This is a genomic window from uncultured Xylophilus sp., from assembly GCA_913776965.1.
Taxonomy (GTDB): domain Bacteria; phylum Pseudomonadota; class Gammaproteobacteria; order Burkholderiales; family Burkholderiaceae_C; genus Xylophilus.
The window spans coordinates 76067-94624 of the sequence record CAJYQL010000123.1; the positions used below are offsets into that span (position 1 = coordinate 76067).

The window sequence follows — 18558 nt, forward strand, 5'->3', positions numbered from 1 at the left end:
GTCACCGGATCGCGCGATAAAGGGTCTGCCGCACAACAGACTGTCGCGCCCACCGCGACAATCGGCCGCATGAACAAATGGCTGGAGATGCAGGTGTTCGCGCAAGTGGTGGAGGCCGGCAGCTTCGTCGGCGCCGCCCGCACGCTCGACATGTCCCGGGCGGCGGTGTCGCGCTACGTGAGCGACCTGGAGGCGCGGCTCGGTGCGCGGCTGCTGCAGCGCACCACCCGCACCCTGTCGGTCACCGACGAGGGCGAGCGCTTCTACCAGCGCTGCCGCGACCTGCTCGAAGGCGTGGCCGCCGCCGAGGCGGAGATCACCGCGCACGGTGGCGAGGCGGTCGGGCCGCTGAAGGTCAATGCGCCGGTGAGCTTCGGCATCCTGCACCTGGCCGGCGTCTGGGCCTCGTTCGCCGCGCTGCACCCGAAGGTGAGCGTGGAGGTCACCCTGACCGACCGGCTGTCCGACATCGTGGAGGAAGGCTTCGACCTCGCGGTGCGCATCTCGCGGCTGCAGAACTCCAGCCTCGTGGCCCGCCCGCTCGCCACCGCGCGCATGGCGCTCTGCGCATCGCCCGCGTATCTGGCGCGGGCCGGCACGCCGGTCCACCCGCGCGAACTGGCCGGCCATGCGGTGCTGGCGTACAGCCACTGGGCCGGCGGCGACGAATGGGAGTTCCAGGGCCCCGACGGCCGGGTGTCGGTGCGGACCACCCCCTTCCTCCGCGCCAACAACGGCGACACCTGCCGCGCCGGCGCGCTGCTGCACCAAGGCGTGGTGCTGCAGCCGACCTTCCTCGTCGGCGAGGACCTGGCGCAGGGCCGGCTGGTGGAACTGTGCCCCGGCTACCGGGCCGACGGCATGGGCATCTATGCGATGTACGGCAGCCGCAAGCACCTGCCGCCGCGGGTGCGGCTGCTGATCGACTTTCTGGTGGCGCACTTCGCCCAGCCGCGCTGGCCGGATGGGGCGTGAATCGACCTCCAGCGCCCGCTGCACCTACACCAGCAGCTATGCATTCGATAGCATGAGCGCCCGCACCGCCATCGACGCGCCGAGCAGCCCCAGCCCGATGAAGAAGCAGCGCCGGAACACCGGCACCGGCAGCCGGCCGCGCAGCGCCTGGCCGAGCGCCATCCCGACCAGCGCCGGCGCCAGCATCAGCACCGAGCCGAGCGCCGGGAACCCGCCGCCGCCCGCCCCGGCCGGCCCGGCGAGCCACAGGCCGGCCGCCAGCGCGAGGGTCGAGGTGGTGAAGGACAGCCCCATCGCCTGCACCAGCGCATCGCGCTGCAGCCCCAGCGCCTGCAGTTAGGGCACCGCCGGCACCACGAACACGCCGGTGAGCGCGGTGACCAGCCCGGTCGCGGCGCCCACCGCCGGCCCCGCCCAGCCCTCGTGCCGCGGCGCGATCCGCAGCGTGCGGCCGGCCAGTCCCCAGGCGGCATAGGCGACCAGCGCCAGGCCCAGCAGCAGCGCACCGACCGGCCCGGCCGGCGCACCGAACAGCGCTGCCCCGCCCAGCGTGCCGACGACCACGCCCGCCTGCATGCCGCCGAGCCGGCGCAGCAGCGGCCCGAGCGTGCCCCAGGGCCGCATCTACCAGACGTTGGTGACCAGCGAGGGCACCACCAGCAGCGCCGCCGCCTGCGCCGCTGGCATGCGCAGCGCGAGCAGCCCCATCGCCACCGTCGGCAGGCCGAGCCCGACCACGCCCTTGACCAGGCCGGCGAGCACGAAGACGGCCGCCGCGGCGGCCCACTGCGACGGGGCGACGGCGGAGAAGGTGGCGAGCAGGCTGGATTCCACGGAAAAGGACCTCGTACGGCGGTGGGCAGGAACGCGCCGACTGTGCCCGCCCGCCCGGTGCCCGACCAGCCGGAATGCGCAGACCGAGCCTCAGGCTCCGGCTGAGGCTCTGCAACTCCGACCTCGTTTGATGACTACTTTTCGGGCGCACATGAGAACAGGCGTGCGCTCATGCTCATCGGTGCTTACGCTTGCGGCGCGTTTGGAGGCCTCACGCCCCCTGGGACCGTATTGTTACTTTCAGAAGCCCTCTGACGACATTAGTCGAACCGAATGTATGTCCGCGTATTTCCTAGGTATGGTTTATTGCCTTTCTTTTGACTTCATAACATCGAACACCTGCTTCACGAGGAGGGCAATTCCGGCGCCACGCTTGGATTCTTCTGGATTGTTACGGTACTTTTTAAAATATTGATCCGCTTCTGAAACTATATTGACCATACATTTCAACTTTTCGGGAAATCTGGAATAATCATTCCAAGCGATGCCGTGATATCGTGCCAACTGTGTATCGATTGATGCCACAGCACCATGACGGATGTTGATTTTGGAAAAAGACGATTTTAATTTTGTTCCCGCCTTAAAATCCTCCAAACTCCAGAGTTCAGAAAAGATTTCAGAAAAGCTTTGTTTAGTAATCGACTCTATCGGGCGCGAACCATTGAAATGAGGCACCTTAACTTTGTAAGAATCGATAATTCTGAGCAGATCCTGCGTCATCCCGTTTAATTGCGCAAGCTTTATCTCCAGCTTGCTGACCCAACGATCGATGTCGTTTGGCGTAGTAGCAATCAAATAGGTCGAACCAGTAAATGGAACGAACGCTTCGGCACCGCCTGCCCGCAACGCCCCTGCGCAAGCACCGGCACAATTGTGAGTTTTACTTTTAAGTTTATATGCCGAATAAGTTTCGTATTGATCCGTATCCCTGTTGAACGTGGTTGTAAGGTTTTCTTCCAAGAATTCATTCCACCACTTGGCCATGCGGATTAACGACAAGCCCCATACCGGCGTTTTGGGGTTGTCGGGCAAACCGGTAGTCATACAGGGGAGCGTGCGGAAGATTTCGGCCTGCGTTCCAAAATTCTTGTCGATGAAGTAGCTCGTATGGTATGTATCGGCATCTTGGTCAGGCAGATAATCCGTCTCCCACACTTGGTTGCCACGAGAATCGAAAACACCTTCTACTTTGCGATGCTGTAGATGAAGTCTGTCTGCGATTACTTGCCGACTGTGGGGAACATACACCTTATGCTCCACTTTTCTCCTGTCTACATAATTTCGCGTTTGATGAATCCATCGGCTCTCTCCGTTGACTCCCTGTTCCTCCTTGAGAAAAACCGAATGCAGCTCTTCTAATTCCGTCTCGGCCTTTTTGACGGCCCTAAGCAAAGCTTTTCTTTCTTGTGGCTCCAACGTGCCTCGAAGTTTGGTGTAGAGATTTTCAATGTACTCTTTATTGTATTCAATGTCCTCTTTCAGTTCGCGCCCTTTTCCCAGACCCTTTTGCGCCCTTTCACCTGTTTCCCTGATGGTATCCTCAATATACGTCTGCGGCATTGTGCCGCCAGGCCAAAAGCTCAAATAGAGCTGGTGCTGTGCAGCCATCACACCTTCATAAGCACCCACGTCTCTGGATCCCAGATCAGGAAATTCGGTGTTATTCAAACGCGCAGAGCGCATGCCATCAGCTACCAGCTTTCCGGCCTCCATCAATCCTCGCATAGGTAATTCGCTTATTAAATTTGGGCGATGCATGCGCATCGCTACGTGACCGGGCACTGTGCCCCCAAACCCACGTGTCGGCCAGATGAAAAAAGTAGCGCTCGACTCGAATAATTTTTCTTGAATCATTATTTATTGCCGATCTATTCAATAAAATGCAAACAGAATGATTGGAGCAATGGTAGTTGGCGTTGACCAGTCGTCAAGTGCAAAACGTCCCAGATTGACAATGAATATGCTGAAACGTCACTTTTCCACCTTTGAGCGCATCGCACCTGCGTTAATCAGTGCGTGCTCTCGCGACATCGAGAATCTGAAAACAGGGCTTTGAACTCCTGCGCCATGCGTTTCGACCTGACCGACCTGCAGTTGTTCATTCATGTGGCCGAGGCTGGCAGCCTGACCGCGGGCGCGGCGCGCAGCCACCTCACGCTCGCCAGCGCCAGCCAGCGGGTGCGCGGCATGGAGGACGTGCTGGGCGTGCCGCTGCTGGTGCGTGGCGCTCGCGGCGTACAGCCGACCGAGGCGGGCCGCACGCTGCTGCGGCAGGCGCACCGGGTGCTGCAGCAGATGGAGCAGCTGCGCGGCGAGCTGGCCGCCTACGGCTGCGGGCTGCAGGGCCAGGTCCGGCTGCTGTGCAACACCTCGGCGCGCTGGCCGAGCACCTGCCGCGGCCGCTGGCGCGGTTCCTGGCCGACCATCCGCGGCTTTCGGTCGACCTGAAGGAGCGGCCGAGCGACGAGATCGCCGATGCGCTGCGCGCCGGCTGGGCCGACGTCGGCATCGTCAGCGACGCCGCCGACACCGACGGCCTGCACTGCCGGCCGTTCCGGCCCGACCCGCTGGTGCTGGCGGTGCCGCGCGGCCATGCGCTGGCTGGCCGGCGCAGCGCCACGCTGGCGGATGCGGCCGCGTTCGACCTCGTCGGCCTCGCGGCCGGCAGCCCGCTGCAGGCGCTGGTGGCGCGGCAGGCCCGCCGCCTCGGCTGGCCGCTGCGCTGGCGGGTCCGGGTGGCCAGTGCGGAAGCGGTCTGCCGCATGGTCGCCGAAGGCATCGGCGTGGGCATCGTGCCCGCCGCGACCGCACGCCGGCTCGGCCGCTCGGTGGCGATCGCGCGGGTGCCGCTGACCGAGCCGTGGGCCCGCCGCCACCTGCTGCTGTGCACCGGCCCCGACCCGGCGGCGCTGACGCCGCATGCGGTGTGGCTGGTCGAAGCGCTGCAAGCGTCCGGCTGACGCCGCGTGGTGGTCGCCGGCCCTCAGGCGCGGGCCAGGAGAAAGGCTTCCAGGTCGTCCGGCGCCAGCGGGCGGCTGAACAGGAAGCCCTGCAGCTCGTGCACGCCGAGCGCGGTGAGCCGCGCGGCCTGGTCCTCGGTCTCGACGCCCTCGGCCACCACCTCCTTCTGCAGCGCGGTGCCGAGCGCCACGATGGCCGCGGCGATGGCGGACGCCGAGGCGTGGACGCCCACGTCGTTGACGAAGCTCTTGTCGATCTTCAGCGTGTCGAACGGCAGCAGGCTCAGGTAGCTCATCGCCGAATAGCCGACGCCGAAGTCGTCGAGCGCGATCGAGAAGCCGAACGCCCGCAGCCGCTCCAGGCGCCGCACCGCCTCGTCGATGTCCTTGATCAGCGCGCCTTCGGTGACCTCCAGCTCGATCGTGCCGGGCAGGATGCAGTGCGCGGTGACGATCTGCTCGATCCGGTCGAGGAACTGGTCGTGCATCAGCTGCACCGGCGACAGGTTGACCGACACCTGCGCCACCCCAAGGCCGCCGCCGGCGGCCCAGGCCTGCTGCTGGACGATCGCGGTCTCCAGCACCCAGTAGCCGATCTCGACGATCAGCCCGGACTCCTCGGCGAGCGGGATGAAGCGGGCCGGCGACACCGGGCCGCGCACCGGATGGTTCCAGCGCAGCAGCGCCTCGGCCGAGCGCGTGCGCCGGTCGGCGCAGGACACCCGCGGCTGGTAGACCAGGTGCAGCTGGCCCCCGGACAGCGCGTCGGCCAGCTCGCGCCGCAGCTCGATCCGCTCGGCCGAGGCGCTGTCGAGCGTGGCGTCGTAGTACACGGCCTGGTTGCGCCCGCGTGCCTTGGCGGCGTACATCGCGAGGTCGGCGCTTCGGAGCAGTTCCGAATGGTCGGCACCGTCCTGCGGGAACACCGCCACGCCCAGGCTCGCACCGACCTGGATGCGCAGCTCGTCCAGCGCGAACACCGTCTGCAGGTCGTGGAGCACCGCCAGGATCGTCTTGCGGTAGTCGCCGTCGGCATCGGCGGCCAGGGCGAACACGAATTCGTCGCCGCCGAGCCGCGCCAGGGCCGGCGGCAGGCCGCCGAGCGAGGCGGCGATCCGGCGCGCCACCAGCACCAGCAGCCGGTCGCCGGTGTCGTGGCCGTAGGCGTCGTTGACTTCCTTGAAGCCGTCGAGGTCGAGGTACACGACTGCGAAGGCGCTGCCCTCTTCCGCATGGCGCTGCGCCAGCCGGTCCAGCCGCTCGACCAGGCCCAGCCGGTTGAGCAGGCCGGTGAGGCTGTCGCGCGCCGCGCGCGCCACCAGGGTGCGTTCGTGCTCCTCGGCATTCAGCGCGACGGCGACGCGGGATTTCAGCGCCTGGAACTCGGCGGCCACCACGCCGGCGGCGGCCGGCAGGAAGGCGTAGGCCGACTGCGACGCGGTGCGGGCGATGCGTTCGCTGCCGTCGCCGGACAGCGGCACCGCCGCCTGCGGATGGACGACCGTCTCGACTGCACCCTGGGCGATGCGCAGGACGGTCGTCTCGCCGGCATGCTGGTCCACCACCGTCAGCCGCACCCCCTCGGCCGCCGGAAACTGCGCCATATGCGCGAGGCCGGGGCGGATCAGGTCGGGGATCGGGCGGCGCGCGACGATCGCCTCGTCGATCGCCGAGAGGATCTCCATGTAGGCGACGTCCTCGCCGATGGTGGCCGCCATCTGGTTGAAGGACACGGCCAGGTCGCGGAACTCGTCGTGCATGCCGGACAGCGGGATCACGTGGCCGTAGTCGCCGGCCCGCAGCGCGCGGGTGGCGCCGATCAGGGTGTCGAGCGGCGTGGTGGCGCGCCGGATGAAGAAGGCGCTGATGGTCAGGGCCGCCAGCAGCGCGGCGGCGGCCACGTAGCCGAACAGCTCGCCCATCGCGATCGGCAGATAGTCGGCGAGGTCGGGCGCCGCGACGGCCTGCAGCGTCCAGGCTTCGCCGTTCAGGTAGGGCCGCATATGGAACGGCCGTTCGATCTCGACGGTGGCGGCGGTCGGCGGGTCCGATCCGATGCACAGCGGCCGCGCGAAACCCGGTCCCCGCAAGCACAGGGTGTACAGCGGGCCGTCGAGGTTTTCCCAGAGATAGCTGTCCGACAGCACCCCCCGCGCCACGATGCGGCGCGGCCCGTCCTGGAAGGTGATCCGCACCCGCGGCTGGCCGTCGGCGCCGGTGTCGACCTGCACCCGCGCGGGCTCGTCGACCGCGGGTTCGGCAGCGGCCGGCGGCAGGCGTTCCACCATCACCTCCGCGAACACCGCCGCGCTGCGGGCCCGCGCCTCCTCGGCCGCGGCACCGGCGCCTGTGGCCTCCGCAGACCGGATGCGCAGCAGCGCCTCGGCGTGGCGCAGCCGGTCCATCAGGTTCAGGCCGGCACTCTTCGAGGCATCGCGCAGCAGCTGCTCGGTGGAGCGCTTCAGCACGTATTCGCTGAGTTCCCGCGACAGCAGCGAGGTGCAGACCAGCGGCACGGCGACGATCGCCAGGAATATCAGGAAGATCTTCTTGCCCAGGCGGCTCCGCACGAAGGCCCGCGTACTGCCTTGCATGGCCACCGGATCAGTAGTCTTCGGCCACGCCGATGAAGGCGCCGTCGTTCGCCCGGATGATGTCGTCCTGGCTGATCTTGGCGGTGAGCGGCGTGGTGGTCTTGCCGTCGGGGCCCGCGCTGTAGAGGTCGTAGTCGCTGTTGAGCGGATGGAGCGACCGGTCCTTGCGCTTCTGCCCGACCGAGGCACCTTCCATCTTCAGGTAGTAGTAGGGGTTGCCCCATTTGTCGGGCTTGGTCCAGCCGATGTCGGCCAGGCTGTCGGGCAGGGTGCCGTTGTCCTGTTCGTAGGCCTTGACCATGCTGCTGATCAGGGTCATGTCGACGATGGTCTGGTAGCGCTCGGCTTTCAGCACATAGGCCCGGTAGCTCGGCAGGGCGATCGACAGCAGCACGCCGAGCGCGGCCAGCGCCAGCATGATCTCGAGCAGCGTGAAGCCCCAGAGCGCACGCCGCGGTGCGAGCAGTTGATGCCGGGCCGCCGCCCAGCGCGGCCTGCTCATCGCAGGCCGGACAGCGGTCCGAACCGACGGCACACCACGACGCCCGCACCCGCCGGAAGACCGGCGTGGCGCGGCACGCAGAGCAGGACACGGCAGGGGGAGGCGCACATGCGGCGGGAGCATAGCCCTGTTGCACACGGATACGGGTCGGCTGCGGTGCAGTCGCGCCTTCGGCCTACAGGTCCGCCCATGCCGCCTCGGTAGCGTGCAGTGTTTACCCCGACCAGGAGACAGCCATGACCGACACCCCCGGCATCCAGCCCGACCGCATCGACATCCGCGACAGCGCCGCATTGGCCGAATGGGCGAAGAAGCTCAACGTCAGCGAACAGCAGCTCCAGGACGCGGTCGCCGCGGTCGGCGAGAAGGCCGCCGACGTGGAGATGCACCTGAAGGGCACCCGCAGCACCACCAATGCGGAACGGGTCGACGAACTCGGCGCCGCCGGCTGACCGGTCGGAAAGGCAGCACCATGGCACACGACGACACCCGGACACTGGCGGACATCGCCGCCCGCATGCGCGACATCGACATCTGCATGCTCTCGACCCACACCGACGGCGGCGCGATCGCCGGCCGGCCGATGAGCAACAACCGACAGGTGGACTACGACGGCGATTCCTACTACTTCACCTGGGCCGATTCGCGCACCGTGGCGGACATTGGGCGCGATCCGCAGGTGGCGCTCGCCTTCCAGGGCGACAAGCACTTCCAGGTCGCGGTGGAAGGCCGCGCCGAGGTGATCCGGGACAAGGCCGCCTTCGCCGAGCACTGGACGCCGGACCTCGATTACTGGTTCAAGGACGGCATCGACACCCCCAATCTCGCGATGCTGCGGGTCCGCGCGGTGCGGGTGCACTACTGGGACGGCGAAGACGAAGGCGAAGTGAAGCTCTGAGGCCGCAGGCCGGCCGCGCCGCGGCGGCCGATCAGGCGGCGCGGCGCAGGGCCGGGAACACCAGTTCCTCGACCCGCGAACCGTCCACCTCTTCCTGCGCCAGCAGTTCGGCCGTCAGCGTCTTCAGCGCGTGCAGGTGCGTCGACAGCACCTGGTCGCAGCGGGCCTGCAGGTCCACCAGCAGCGCATTGGCCTGCTGCACCGCATCGCCGATCAGCGAACCCGCATGCTGCGCCGGCACCGCGGCCAGGCTGAACAGGCCGCCCTCGGCCGACAGGCCGAAGCGGCCCACCATGTCGAGCGCCAGGCGCGAAGCCTCCTGCAGGTCCTGCGCAGCACCGCTGGAGGCCTCGTCGAGCACCAGCAGTTCCGCGCCACGGCCGGCCAGCAGCATCTGGATGCGCGCCTCGATGAAGCTCTTGGGATAGAGCACCCGGTCCTCTTCCTGCGTGACCAGCGTGACGCCGAGCGCACCGCCGCGCGGCAGGATCGTCACCTTCTCGACCTTGCCGGCGTGCAGCGCCGCCGCGACCACCGCATGGCCGGCCTCGTGCACCGCGATGCGGTGCAGCTCCGCCGGCGCCAGCGCCCGCTGCGCACCGTTCTTCTCGCCGATCCGGTTGGTCTCCACGGCTTCCATCAGGTGCTCCATCGCGACGGTGGAGGCGTCCTTGCGGGCTGCGACCAGCGCGGCATGGTTGGCGATGTAGGCCAGCGCCGCCGGCGCGAGGCCGGTGGTCATGCGGGCAAGCTGGTCGTAGTCCACGTCCTCGGCCACCGGCAGTTTCGCGGCGTACAGGCGCAGGATGTCGGCGCGGTCGCGCACGTCGGGCAGCTTGACGTCCACCCGGCGGTCGAACCGGCCCTCGCGCAGCAGCGCCTCGTCGAGGTTGTCGGCCAGGTTGGTCGCGCCGATGACGATCACGCCTTCGTTGGCGGCGAAGCCGTCCATCTCGACCAGCACCTGGTTGATGATGCGGTTGCCTTCGCTCTCGGCCGCGTTGGCACCGGGGCTGCGCTTGGACAGACCGTCGATCTCGTCGATGAACAGGATGCAGGGCGCGTTGCGGCGGGCGGTGGCGAACAGTTCCTTCACCTTGGCCACGCCCACGCCGTAGAACTTCGAGGTGAACTCGCTGCCGTTGGTGGCGATGAAGTTCACGCCGGCCTCGCCGGCCAGCGCCTTGGCGAGCAGCGTCTTGCCGACGCCCGGACCGCCCAGCATCAGCACGCCCCGCGGCGCACGGGCGCCGAGCGCGGCGAAACGCGCCGGTTCGTTCAGGAACTGCACCACGTCGGACAGCGCCGCCTTGGCCTCGCCCGCGCCGATCACCGAGGCGAAGGACACGCCCTGGGGCTTCTCGACCAGCTTGCCGATCGAGGTGACGTCGCGGCGCATCATCCAGACCACCAGGCCGATCAGCGCGACCGGCAGCGCCACGCCGAACACGGTCCGCAGCACGTCGAGCCAGCGCGCCAGGTCGCGGTCGGCCGCGCTGTCGAGCGTCACCTGCGGGAGCATCGCCAGTTCGAAGCGGGCGGCCGCCGGGTCCTGGGCCCGCTGCACCACTAGCTGCGCGAATGCGCCCCGGCTGTCGACCACGAAATACCGGTCGCCCCCGGTGGTGCTCACCATCACCGCGTCGCCGGTGATGCCGGCCGCCGCGACCCGTCCGGCACGCAGGTCCTCGAGCAGGGCCGAGCCGTCGCGCTGGTGGCGCCCCCATTCTTCGGGCGTGGCGCTCATCGCATGGCCGGCGGCGCTGTCGGGCAGGCGGCCGCGTGTGCCGTCCTGGCCGGGCCAGAAGGCCACGCCAGCCCCTGCCAGGAGCAGCAGGCCCGCCAGCAGGACCACACCGAGGCGACTTTTCACGACACGCAAGACGAACTGCTTCATGGAGGCGACAACAACCGGAAAGGCCCTGGGGCCGGAGCCGGAATTGTAGGAAATCGCCTACGTAACTGCCTGTTTTTTCGGCAATTCCCGACAAGCAGCGTGGTCGTCGCCGAACCCCCGGCACGTCTGCCGGATTTTCGAAGCCCGCAAGGCGGGGGCGGTGCGGGAGGGTAGTGGCGCCGTTGCGCCCGGATCAGCGGCCGTAGGCCGAGCCGGGCGGCAGCACGGTGCAGCGCACGCCGGCGCGCACCACTTCCAGCGGAATCACCGGATCGCGCAGTTCGGCGCCCACGCGGGCCAAGTCGAACAGGGTCATGGTGACGCCGTCGTTGCCGATCACGCGGTAGGCGCGTGCCGCCTTGCTGAGGGACTGCAGCTGCGCGAACGTGAGCCGTTCCGCCAGCGAGTCGCCGACGCAGTCGGCCTTGTCCGGCGGCACGCCGTAGCGCTCCAGTGCACTGGAAATACGCTGCGATGCACAGCCTGCCGACAGCAACGCTGCCAGGACCAGGCCGGCGCCGATGCCCGCCCTTGCGATACCCGCCATGGATTTTCCTCCCGGATGGATGTTTCCGCGCGTAACCGCCCGCGCTGCCGGCCAGCTCTCATGAGTGGGTGTTTTCGTCATTTCTGTGACCGACGGCCGATCGTAGGCAGCGGGTGGCCGACCGGCGTGCCGGATTGACCGGTGCCGGCGTAGGCTATCCGGACGACCGGACGTAGGCCGGCCCTGCGCACCCGTACGACGCCGCATCCCGCAATTCCTTAGAATCCCCGCTCCTTTGGGGAGTAGCCTGCTTCCGGTTCCCGGAAGCGCCCGCGTCAACAGACTCGGCACCGTCGCGTGCCGTGGCGCGGGCAGCCGTCAGGGTTGGCGAGACCAGCGGTGCAGGACGCGGCCCGGCCGCGCGTCCGTGCGCCGTGGCGTCTTGCACTGGCCTGGATCCCGTCTCCCCCATGAATTTCGCTTCCACCCTGCTGCTCGCCTTCGCCATGTCGACGGACGCCTTCGCCGCGGCCGTCGGCAAGGGCGCTGCCCTGCACCGTCCGCCGCTGCGCGAGGCGGTGCGCACCGGCCTGATCTTCGGCGCCATCGAGGCGGTGACCCCCGTCATCGGCTGGGCCGCCGGCCTGGTCGCAGCCAGCTACGTCAAGGCCTGGGACCACTGGATCGCCTTCGCGCTGCTCGGCGTGCTCGGCCTGCGCATGGTGCATGCCGGCTGGACCGGCGCCGACGCCGACGCGGAGGCCCCGCCGTCCGAGCGGCCGCGCCGCCACGGCTTCTGGGTGTTGGCCCTGACCGGGCTCGGCACCAGCATCGACGCGATGGCGGTGGGCGTGGGCCTGGCCTTCGTGGATGCCGACATCCTCTCGACCGCGCTGGCCATCGGGCTGGCCACGACGCTGATGGTGACCGCCGGCGTCCTGGTCGGCCGCGTCGTCGGCCGCATGGCCGGCCGGCGGGCCGAGATCGCGGGCGGCCTCGTGCTGATCGGGATCGGCTGCACCATCCTGTACGAGCACCTGACGCAGGTGGCCGGCTGATGCCCGGCCCCACGCCGCCACCGCCGCTGACGGCCCCGCTGCTGCTGTTGCTGGCAGCAGGTGCCGGCCTGTCGGTGGCGGCGCTCTACTACGCGCAGCCGATGCTCGCCGTGGTGGCGGCCGACCTGCGGGCGTCGGCCGGGGCGATCGGCTGGGTGCCGACCCTCACCCAGCTCGGCTACGCGGCTGGCATCCTGCTGCTGGCGCCGCTCGGCGACCGGTACGACCGGCGCACCATCATCCTCGGCAAGTGCGGGCTGCTCGGCGCCGCCCTGCTGGCCGCCGCCGCGGCGCCGAACCTCGGCGTCCTGCTGGCGGCGAGCCTGGCGATCGGCGTGGCGGCGACCATGGCGCAGGACCTGGTGCCGGCCGCCGCGGTGCTGGCGCCGGAAGCGCGCCGCGGCCGCACGGTGGGCACGGTGATGACCGGCCTGCTGCTCGGCATCCTACTGTCGCGGGTGGTGAGCGGACTGGTGGCCGAACACGCCGGCTGGCGCGCGATGTTCGTCGCGGCCGCCGCCGGCATGGCGCTGCTGGGTGCGGCGCTGTGGCATGGCTTGCCGCGCTTCGCGCCGACCACGCAGCTGCCCTACGGCGCGCTGCTGGCCTCGCTGCTGCCGCTGTGGCGGCGCCATGCCGGCCTGCGCCGCGCCGCCATCGCGCAGGGGCTGCTCGGGCTGGCGTTCAGCGCCTTCTGGTCCACGCTGGCGGTGATGCTGCAGGCCGCGCCCTTCCACCTGGGCAGCGCCGCCGCCGGAGCCTTCGGCGCGGCCGGCGCGGCCGGTGCGCTGGCGGCGCCGCTCGCCGGCCGGCTGGCCGACCGGCGCGGGCCGGAGCCGGTCACCCGCGTCGGCACCGCGCTGGTCGCGGCCGCCTTCCTCGCGATGGCGGCGGGCCCGGACCGGCTGTGGCTGCTGGCGGTGGGTGCGGTGGTCTTCGACCTGGGCGTGCAGGCCACGCTGATCGCCCACCAGAGCATCGTCTACGGGCTCGACCCCGGCGCCCGCAGCCGGCTCAACGCGGTGCTGGTGACCGGCATGTTCGCCGGCATGGCGGCCGGCGCGGCCCTCGGCAGCCAGTTGCTGGCGCACGCCGGCTGGCCGGGCGTCTGCCTGCTGGCGGCCGGCGCCGCGGCAGCGGCGCTGGCAGTGCGGCTGATGCCACCGCGCTGACGCCGGCGCGCGGGCTTCGTCAGCGCGCGGTGCCGGCGGCGCCCCGCCGCCGCACCCAGTCGGCGATCAGCGCGCGGATCTGCGGATGGTCGACCGGCTTGACGAGGTGCGCATCGGCGCCGGCCTCGGCCGAACGGCGGCGATCGTCGTCCTGGCCCCAGCCGGTGGCGGCCAGGATCAGCATGCCGGCGCCCCAGGGTTCGGCGCGGATGCGGCGCACCACCTCCCAGCCGTCCAGGCCTGGCATGCCGATGTCGAGCAGCAGCACGTCCGGCCGGTGCGTCCGCGCCGCCTCCAGTGCCTGCGGACCGTCGGTCGCGCGGTGCACCGTGTGGCCGTCGCGGGCGAACAGGTGCGCCAGCGCCCAGGCGGCGTCGGCGTTGTCGTCGGCGATCAGCACCACGAGCCGCGGCGGGCGGCCGTCGGCCGGCGCATCGGCCCCCGTGCCGACGGGGGCCGCAGGCATCGCCGGGGCCGGGACCGGGGCGGCAGGGACCGGCAGCGGCAGCGTCACGGTGAAGCGGCTGCCCCGGCCCGGTCCCGCACTGCTGCCGGTCACCCGGCCGCCGTGCAGCTCGACCAGGCTGCGGACCAGCGCCAGGCCGATGCCCATGCCGTGCAGCTCCTCGCCGTGCGCACCGGGCGCCTGCCGGAACATCTCGAACATCGACTCGACCGACTCCGGCGCCATGCCGATGCCGTCGTCGCTCACCTCGAACACCACCGCATCGCCCTCGCACCGCGCCGACAGCCCGACCCGCCCGCCGGGCGGCGTGTACTTGGCGGCGTTGCCGAGCAGGTTCGACAGCACCTGGCTCAGCCGCACCGGGTCGGCGCGCAGCACCGTGGCGGCGATCGGCACGTCCAGCGCCAGCCGGTGGCCGGCGGCGTTGATCTGCGGCCGCACCGCCTCGACCGCCGCCTCCACCACCGCACCGACCGCGACCCGGGCGGTCCGCAGCACCAGCTTGCCCAGCCTCAGCCGGGACATGTCGAGCAGGTCGTCGAGCAGCACCTTCATCGTCGAGGCCTGGCGGCGCACCACCTGGCCGGCCTGGGCCACCGGGTCGTCAGCGGACGGCGCGCCGCGGTCCAGCATCTCGCCCACGCCGTGGATCGCCGCCAGCGGATTGCGCAGCTCGTGCGACAGTACCGCGAGGAAACGTTCTTTGGTCGCGTCCGCCGCCTCCAGCGCGGCGCGCGCGGCTTCCTTTTCCTGCAGCGCCCGCACCAGCTCGGCCTGGCTGTCCTCCAGCGCATGGCGGGCCGCGCGTTCCTCGCTCTGATCGCGCAGGATCTTCACGAAGCCGACCGCGTCGCCGGCCCGGTCGTGCATCGCCATGGTGGCGCCGCTCGCCCAGAACTGGCTGCCGTCCTTGCGCACCTGCCGGTGCTCCAGCAGGGCGCGGCGGCCCTCCAGCGCGGTGCGCGCCTCGCGTGCGGGCACGTCGGCGGCGCGGTCGGCGTCGGTGAACAGCAGGTCGCAGGGCTGGCCGACGATCTCGTCCTCGGTGTAGCCGAGCAGCCGCTGGGCGCCGGCGTTCCAGCTGGTGATCGCCCGCTGCAGGTCGGTCGAGAAGATCGCGTATTCGGTGGCGTTCTCGATCACCAGGCGCAGCCGCTCCTCGCTGGCGCGCAGCGCGTCCTCGGCACGCTTGCGTTCGGTGATGTCCACGAAGCTGATCACCACGCCGGCGATCCGGTCCTCCAGCGTGCGGTAGGGCCGTGCCCGCACCATGAACCACTGGCCGCCGGCCTGGCCGACCTCGCGCTCCAGCGGCACCAGTTCGTCCAGCACCCGGTGCGCGTCCTCGTCGAGTTCGGGATAGTGCAGCCGGGTCTTGAGGTCCGACAGCGGCCGGCCGACGTCGGTCGGGATCAGGTGGAACAGCACCACCGCCGCCGGCGTGTAGCGGGTGATGCACAGCGCACGGTCGAGGAACACGGTCGCGATGGCGGTCGCGTCCATCAGGTTGTGCATGTCGCTGTTGGCATTGCCCAGCTGGTCGACCTTGCTCTTGAGCTCCTGGTTGACGGTGGTCAGCTCCTCGTTGATCGACTGCAGCTCCTCGCGGCTGGTCTCCAGCTCCTCGGTGGCCGAGCGCAGCTCCTCGTTCATCGCCTGCAGCTCTTCGTTGCTGGCCTTCAGCTCCTCGGTGGAGGCTTCGTACTGCTCGACGGTGTCGCGCAAATGGGACTTGAGCCGCTCCAGCTCGCGGTCGAGGTGGTGGGCGGCGGCATCGCTTTCGCGGGTCGCGGGGCCGTCGGGAATGCAGTGCGGTGCCGCATCGGTCTGCAGCAGCAGGAACACCAGCAGCAGGCCCGGCGCGAGCGCCTGGGCCGGCACCACCCGCATGCCGACGGTGGCCGGGCCGTCGCCGAGGTCGACCGCCAGCGGCATCACGTCCACCGTCTCGCCCGACTGCGCGGCCTGGTAGAGGGCGGCACGCAGTTCGATGCGCAGGCTGGGATGGATCGCCCGCAGCAGGTTGCGCGTCGGCTCGCCGCCGGCGAACTGCAGGAAGCGGCCGGCCGAGGGCGACAGGTGCAGCAGCTCGTATTCGGCATCGACCAGCAGCGACGGCGGCGCGAGCTGCTCGACCAGCTGGAGGTGCATGTCGCCCCAGGACTGCGCGCGGCCTTCCAGCAGCTCGCCGGCACGGCCGAAAGGCGGCACGGCCGCGAAGACGCCGCCCGGCCGCTGCCCGGCGCGGCCGTCGAGCGACAGGGCCAGCGCGGCGCCCGGCGTTTCCGGCAGCGGCAGCCGGCTGCGCGACAGCGGCCGCTGGGCGTAGAAGCGGTGCTTCTTGTCGAGCACCGCGAACTGCGGGCTGGCCTCGTCGATCGACTCCGACGCGCCGAGCATCAGCAGCGCCTCGGGCTGCATCGCGAAATGGAAGGTCTCCACCAGGCGCGCCTGGGCCGGCCGGGTGAGGTAGATCATTAGGTTGCGGCAGGTGACCAGGTCCAGCCGCGAGAAGGGCGAGTCCTTCAGCACGTCGTGCACCGCGAACAGCACCATCTCGCGCAGCTCGCGGCGCACCCGCAGCCCGCCCAGCTCCTTGACGAAGAAGCGCCGCAGCCGGTCTTCGTTCACGTCGGCCTGGATCGTCGGCGGATACAGGCCTTCGCGCGCCACGCGGATCGCATCCTCGTCGAGGTCGGTGGCGAACACCTGGATCATCGGCGGCGCCTCCAGCGTGCGGGCATGCTCGGTCAGCAGCATGGCGATGCTGTAGGCCTCCTCGCCGGTGGCGCAGGCCACCGTCCAGACCCGCAGCGTGTCCGACGGGCCCTTGCCGGCGAACAGCCGCGGCAGGCGGGCCTGCAGCGCGTCGAAGCTGTCGGCGTCGCGGAAGAAGTTGGTCACGCTGATCAGCAGGTCCTGCAGCAGCGCGCCCGCCTCGCCCGGCCGGGTGCGCAGCACGTCGAGGTAGTCGCGCAGCTCGGCGACGCCGTTGACCTGCATGCGCCGGCCGATGCGGCGCAGGATGGTCGCACGCTTGTAGTACGAGAAGTTGCGGCCGGTCCGTCCGCGCAGGAAGGCCAGCACGTCGCGCAGCGCGGCTTCCTGGCTGCCGCCCTCCTCCCGTGCGGCCGGCACCGCCTCGCCGGCGGGCTCCTCCGGCGGCAACCGGACCGCGTGCTCCAGCCGGCAGTAGGCCAGCACCCGCGCGGCGATCTGCCCGACCGGCAGCACCCAGTCGACCATGCCGGTGTCGATGGCGGCGCGCGGCATGCCGTCGTATTCGGCCTCCCCCGGGTCCTGCACCACCGTCAGCCCGCCGCGTTCCTTGATCCGCTTCAGGCCGATCGCGCCGTCGCCGTCGCTGCCGGACAGCACCACCGCCGTCGCATGCGGGCCATGGGTATCGGCGAGCGTGCGGAAGAACAGGTCCACCGCGACCTGGCGGTAGCGCTCGGCCGGCTGGTCGGCCAGCGCGATGTAGCCGTCGAGCGACCGCAGCGTCTTGCGCGGCGGCACGAGGTAGACGGTGTCGGGTTCGATGCGGGCCGTCTGCGCCACCGCGACCACCCGCAGCGGCGTGCACGGCTGCAGCAGCTCCTGCAGCCGGCTTTCCTCGTCGGGCGGCAGGTGCACCACCACCACAAAGGCCACGCCGGGCCGCAGCGGCAGCGAGCCGAGGAAGGTGCGCAGTGCCGGCAGTGCGCCGGCCGAGCCACCCAGGCCCACCAGCGGCAGCAGCTGGTTGCCGCGCACCGGTGTGGCGTCGTCGGCGTCGTGGGCGGCCGCTTCCTCGGCGTGGTCGGGATTCAGTTCTTCCATGGGCACGCGGTCCTTCCTGGTGGCGACCGGCATTGTCGCAAGCCCCGGCGGACCGCCCGGCCCCCGTCCCAGGGCTATGCTGCGGCGATGCACGAGCCGTTGCGCAAGACCTTTCTGCTCCTCCTCCTGGCCGCTGTGACCGCCGCCTGCTGGTGGGTCCGGCCCGACGATGCCGCCCGCCGCTTCGTGCAGGACGGCCTGCAGCGCTCGCTCGCGAGCTTCGCCGCGGCCCGCGCGATCGGCGCCGCACTGGCGGTGGCCCAGGGCACCGAGGTGACGGCGCAGCCGCTGGGCGTCGGCGTGGTGCTGGCGCCCGGGCAGGCGCTCAAGCCGGCGAGCGACCTGGTCGAACAGTTCGCGACGCTGATGCTCGCGGCCAGCGCAGCCTTCGGGGTGCAGCTGCTGCTGGCGAACATCGGCGCGCACTGGCTCGTCTCGGCGCTGCTCACCGCCGCGCTGGTCGCCTGGGTCGCGCTGCGCTGGCGGTCCGATGCCCCGCGGCGCCGGGCGGCGCGCCGGCTGGCACCGGTGCTGGCCGCGCTGCTGCTGGCACGCTTCGCCGTGCCGGCACTGGCGGCCGGCAACGAGGCCCTGTTCCGGCTGGTGATGGCACCCGACTACGCCGTGGCGCAGGCGACCCTCGCCAATGCGGGCCAGCGCCCGCCGGCCGACGAGGGCTGGCTCGACCGGCTGAAGCGCGCACCGCAGGAGGTGCAGCAGCGCCTGGGCGACCTCGCCGCACGCGTGGGCCGGGCGGTGGAGCAGATGGTCCGGCTGATCGCCTTTTTCCTGCTGCAGACGCTGCTGCTGCCGCTGTTCTTCCTGTGGCTGCTGCGGCGGCTGTGCCGGATGCTGCTGGCCTGACGCCGCACCCGGTGCGACTGGCTATGCTC

General features: G+C 70.1%; 12 protein-coding genes, 2 pseudogenes and 1 riboswitch. Of the genes and pseudogenes, 7 read left to right on the plus strand and 7 right to left on the minus strand.

What is annotated here, in order from left to right; all coding sequences use genetic code 11:
* Positions 1-69: 69 nt before the first annotated feature.
* Positions 70-975, plus strand: a complete 906-nt coding sequence (locus QZ500_RS17390; RefSeq protein ID WP_295856981.1) for a LysR family transcriptional regulator — start codon at positions 70-72, stop codon at positions 973-975.
* A 36-nt stretch (positions 976-1011) separates the two neighbouring features.
* Here the strand turns inward: QZ500_RS17390 and QZ500_RS17395 are convergent.
* Both QZ500_RS17395 and QZ500_RS17400 read right to left on the minus strand, forming a co-directional pair.
* Positions 1012-1797, minus strand: a pseudogene (locus QZ500_RS17395) (sulfite exporter TauE/SafE family protein).
* Between the two features lie 315 nt (positions 1798-2112).
* A complete protein-coding gene (locus tag QZ500_RS17400; RefSeq protein WP_295856983.1) occupies positions 2113-3663 on the minus strand; it encodes a hypothetical protein in 1551 nt (516 codons plus the stop codon).
* 213 nt (positions 3664-3876) lie between these two features.
* Here QZ500_RS17400 and QZ500_RS17405 point away from each other — a divergent pair.
* A pseudogene (locus tag QZ500_RS17405) lies at positions 3877-4769 on the plus strand (LysR substrate-binding domain-containing protein).
* 23 nt (positions 4770-4792) lie between these two features.
* On the opposite strand, the gene QZ500_RS17410 reads toward QZ500_RS17405, so the two are convergent.
* Together QZ500_RS17410 and QZ500_RS17415 are read right to left on the minus strand one after the other, a co-directional pair.
* Positions 4793-7363, minus strand: coding sequence for an EAL domain-containing protein (locus QZ500_RS17410; RefSeq protein ID WP_295856985.1), 2571 nt, complete (start codon positions 7361-7363; stop codon positions 4793-4795).
* A gap of 10 nt (positions 7364-7373) precedes the next feature.
* The gene (locus tag QZ500_RS17415) at positions 7374-7865 is read right to left on the minus strand and encodes a type IV pilin protein (RefSeq protein ID WP_295856986.1); all 492 of its coding nucleotides are present in this window, start codon (positions 7863-7865) and stop codon (positions 7374-7376) included.
* Positions 7866-8101: 236 nt separating this feature from the next.
* Here QZ500_RS17415 and QZ500_RS17420 point away from each other — a divergent pair, with 236 nt between their 5' ends.
* Complete coding sequence (locus QZ500_RS17420; RefSeq protein ID WP_295856988.1) at positions 8102-8317, plus strand: DUF3606 domain-containing protein; 216 nt, start codon at positions 8102-8104, stop codon at positions 8315-8317.
* Between the two features lie 20 nt (positions 8318-8337).
* Positions 8338-8763, plus strand: a complete 426-nt coding sequence (locus QZ500_RS17425) for a pyridoxamine 5'-phosphate oxidase family protein (RefSeq protein WP_295856989.1) — start codon at positions 8338-8340, stop codon at positions 8761-8763.
* Positions 8764-8794: 31 nt separating this feature from the next.
* Here QZ500_RS17425 and QZ500_RS17430 read toward each other — a convergent pair whose 3' ends face one another.
* Entirely contained in the window at positions 8795-10660 is a 1866-nt protein-coding gene (locus QZ500_RS17430; protein ID WP_295856991.1) for an AAA family ATPase, read from the minus strand.
* A 193-nt stretch (positions 10661-10853) separates the two neighbouring features.
* The gene (locus QZ500_RS17435) at positions 10854-11207 is read right to left on the minus strand and encodes a hypothetical protein (protein ID WP_295856993.1); all 354 of its coding nucleotides are present in this window, start codon (positions 11205-11207) and stop codon (positions 10854-10856) included.
* A 232-nt stretch (positions 11208-11439) separates the two neighbouring features.
* A riboswitch (yybP-ykoY riboswitch) is annotated at positions 11440-11556 on the plus strand.
* Between the two features lie 61 nt (positions 11557-11617).
* Here QZ500_RS17435 and mntP point away from each other — a divergent pair.
* Complete coding sequence (gene mntP, locus QZ500_RS17440; RefSeq protein WP_295856995.1) at positions 11618-12205, plus strand: manganese efflux pump MntP; 588 nt, start codon at positions 11618-11620, stop codon at positions 12203-12205.
* Positions 12205-13377, plus strand: a complete 1173-nt coding sequence (locus QZ500_RS17445) for an MFS transporter (RefSeq protein WP_295856997.1) — start codon at positions 12205-12207, stop codon at positions 13375-13377. The genes mntP and QZ500_RS17445 overlap by 1 nt, the downstream gene beginning before the upstream one ends.
* A 19-nt stretch (positions 13378-13396) precedes the next feature.
* On the opposite strand, the gene QZ500_RS17450 is transcribed toward QZ500_RS17445, so the two are convergent.
* Entirely contained in the window at positions 13397-17665 is a 4269-nt protein-coding gene (locus QZ500_RS17450; protein WP_295856999.1) for a CheR family methyltransferase, read from the minus strand.
* An 87-nt stretch (positions 17666-17752) separates the two neighbouring features.
* Between QZ500_RS17450 and QZ500_RS17455 the strand changes: the two genes are divergently transcribed.
* Positions 17753-18529 carry a hypothetical protein gene (locus tag QZ500_RS17455; RefSeq protein ID WP_295857001.1) on the plus strand — a complete coding sequence of 259 codons (777 nt, stop codon included), beginning with the start codon at positions 17753-17755 and terminating at the stop codon, positions 18527-18529.
* Positions 18530-18558: the final 29 nt, after the last annotated feature.

Excerpts from the sequence above, each read along its gene's own strand:
- QZ500_RS17390 (WP_295856981.1), top strand. The coding sequence starts at position 70 with ATGAACAAATGGCTGGAGATGCAGGTGTTCGCGCAAGTGGTGGAGGCC.
- QZ500_RS17400 (WP_295856983.1), bottom strand. The coding sequence starts at position 3,663 with ATGATTCAAGAAAAATTATTCGAGTCGAGCGCTACTTTTTTCATCTGG.
- QZ500_RS17410 (WP_295856985.1), bottom strand. The coding sequence starts at position 7,363 with ATGCAAGGCAGTACGCGGGCCTTCGTGCGGAGCCGCCTGGGCAAGAAG.
- QZ500_RS17415 (WP_295856986.1), bottom strand. The coding sequence starts at position 7,865 with ATGAGCAGGCCGCGCTGGGCGGCGGCCCGGCATCAACTGCTCGCACCG.
- QZ500_RS17420 (WP_295856988.1), top strand. The coding sequence starts at position 8,102 with ATGACCGACACCCCCGGCATCCAGCCCGACCGCATCGACATCCGCGAC.
- QZ500_RS17425 (WP_295856989.1), top strand. The coding sequence starts at position 8,338 with ATGGCACACGACGACACCCGGACACTGGCGGACATCGCCGCCCGCATG.
- QZ500_RS17430 (WP_295856991.1), bottom strand. The coding sequence starts at position 10,660 with ATGAAGCAGTTCGTCTTGCGTGTCGTGAAAAGTCGCCTCGGTGTGGTC.
- QZ500_RS17435 (WP_295856993.1), bottom strand. The coding sequence starts at position 11,207 with ATGGCGGGTATCGCAAGGGCGGGCATCGGCGCCGGCCTGGTCCTGGCA.
- mntP (WP_295856995.1), top strand. The coding sequence starts at position 11,618 with ATGAATTTCGCTTCCACCCTGCTGCTCGCCTTCGCCATGTCGACGGAC.
- QZ500_RS17445 (WP_295856997.1), top strand. The coding sequence starts at position 12,205 with ATGCCCGGCCCCACGCCGCCACCGCCGCTGACGGCCCCGCTGCTGCTG.
- QZ500_RS17450 (WP_295856999.1), bottom strand. The coding sequence starts at position 17,665 with ATGGAAGAACTGAATCCCGACCACGCCGAGGAAGCGGCCGCCCACGAC.
- QZ500_RS17455 (WP_295857001.1), top strand. The coding sequence starts at position 17,753 with ATGCACGAGCCGTTGCGCAAGACCTTTCTGCTCCTCCTCCTGGCCGCT.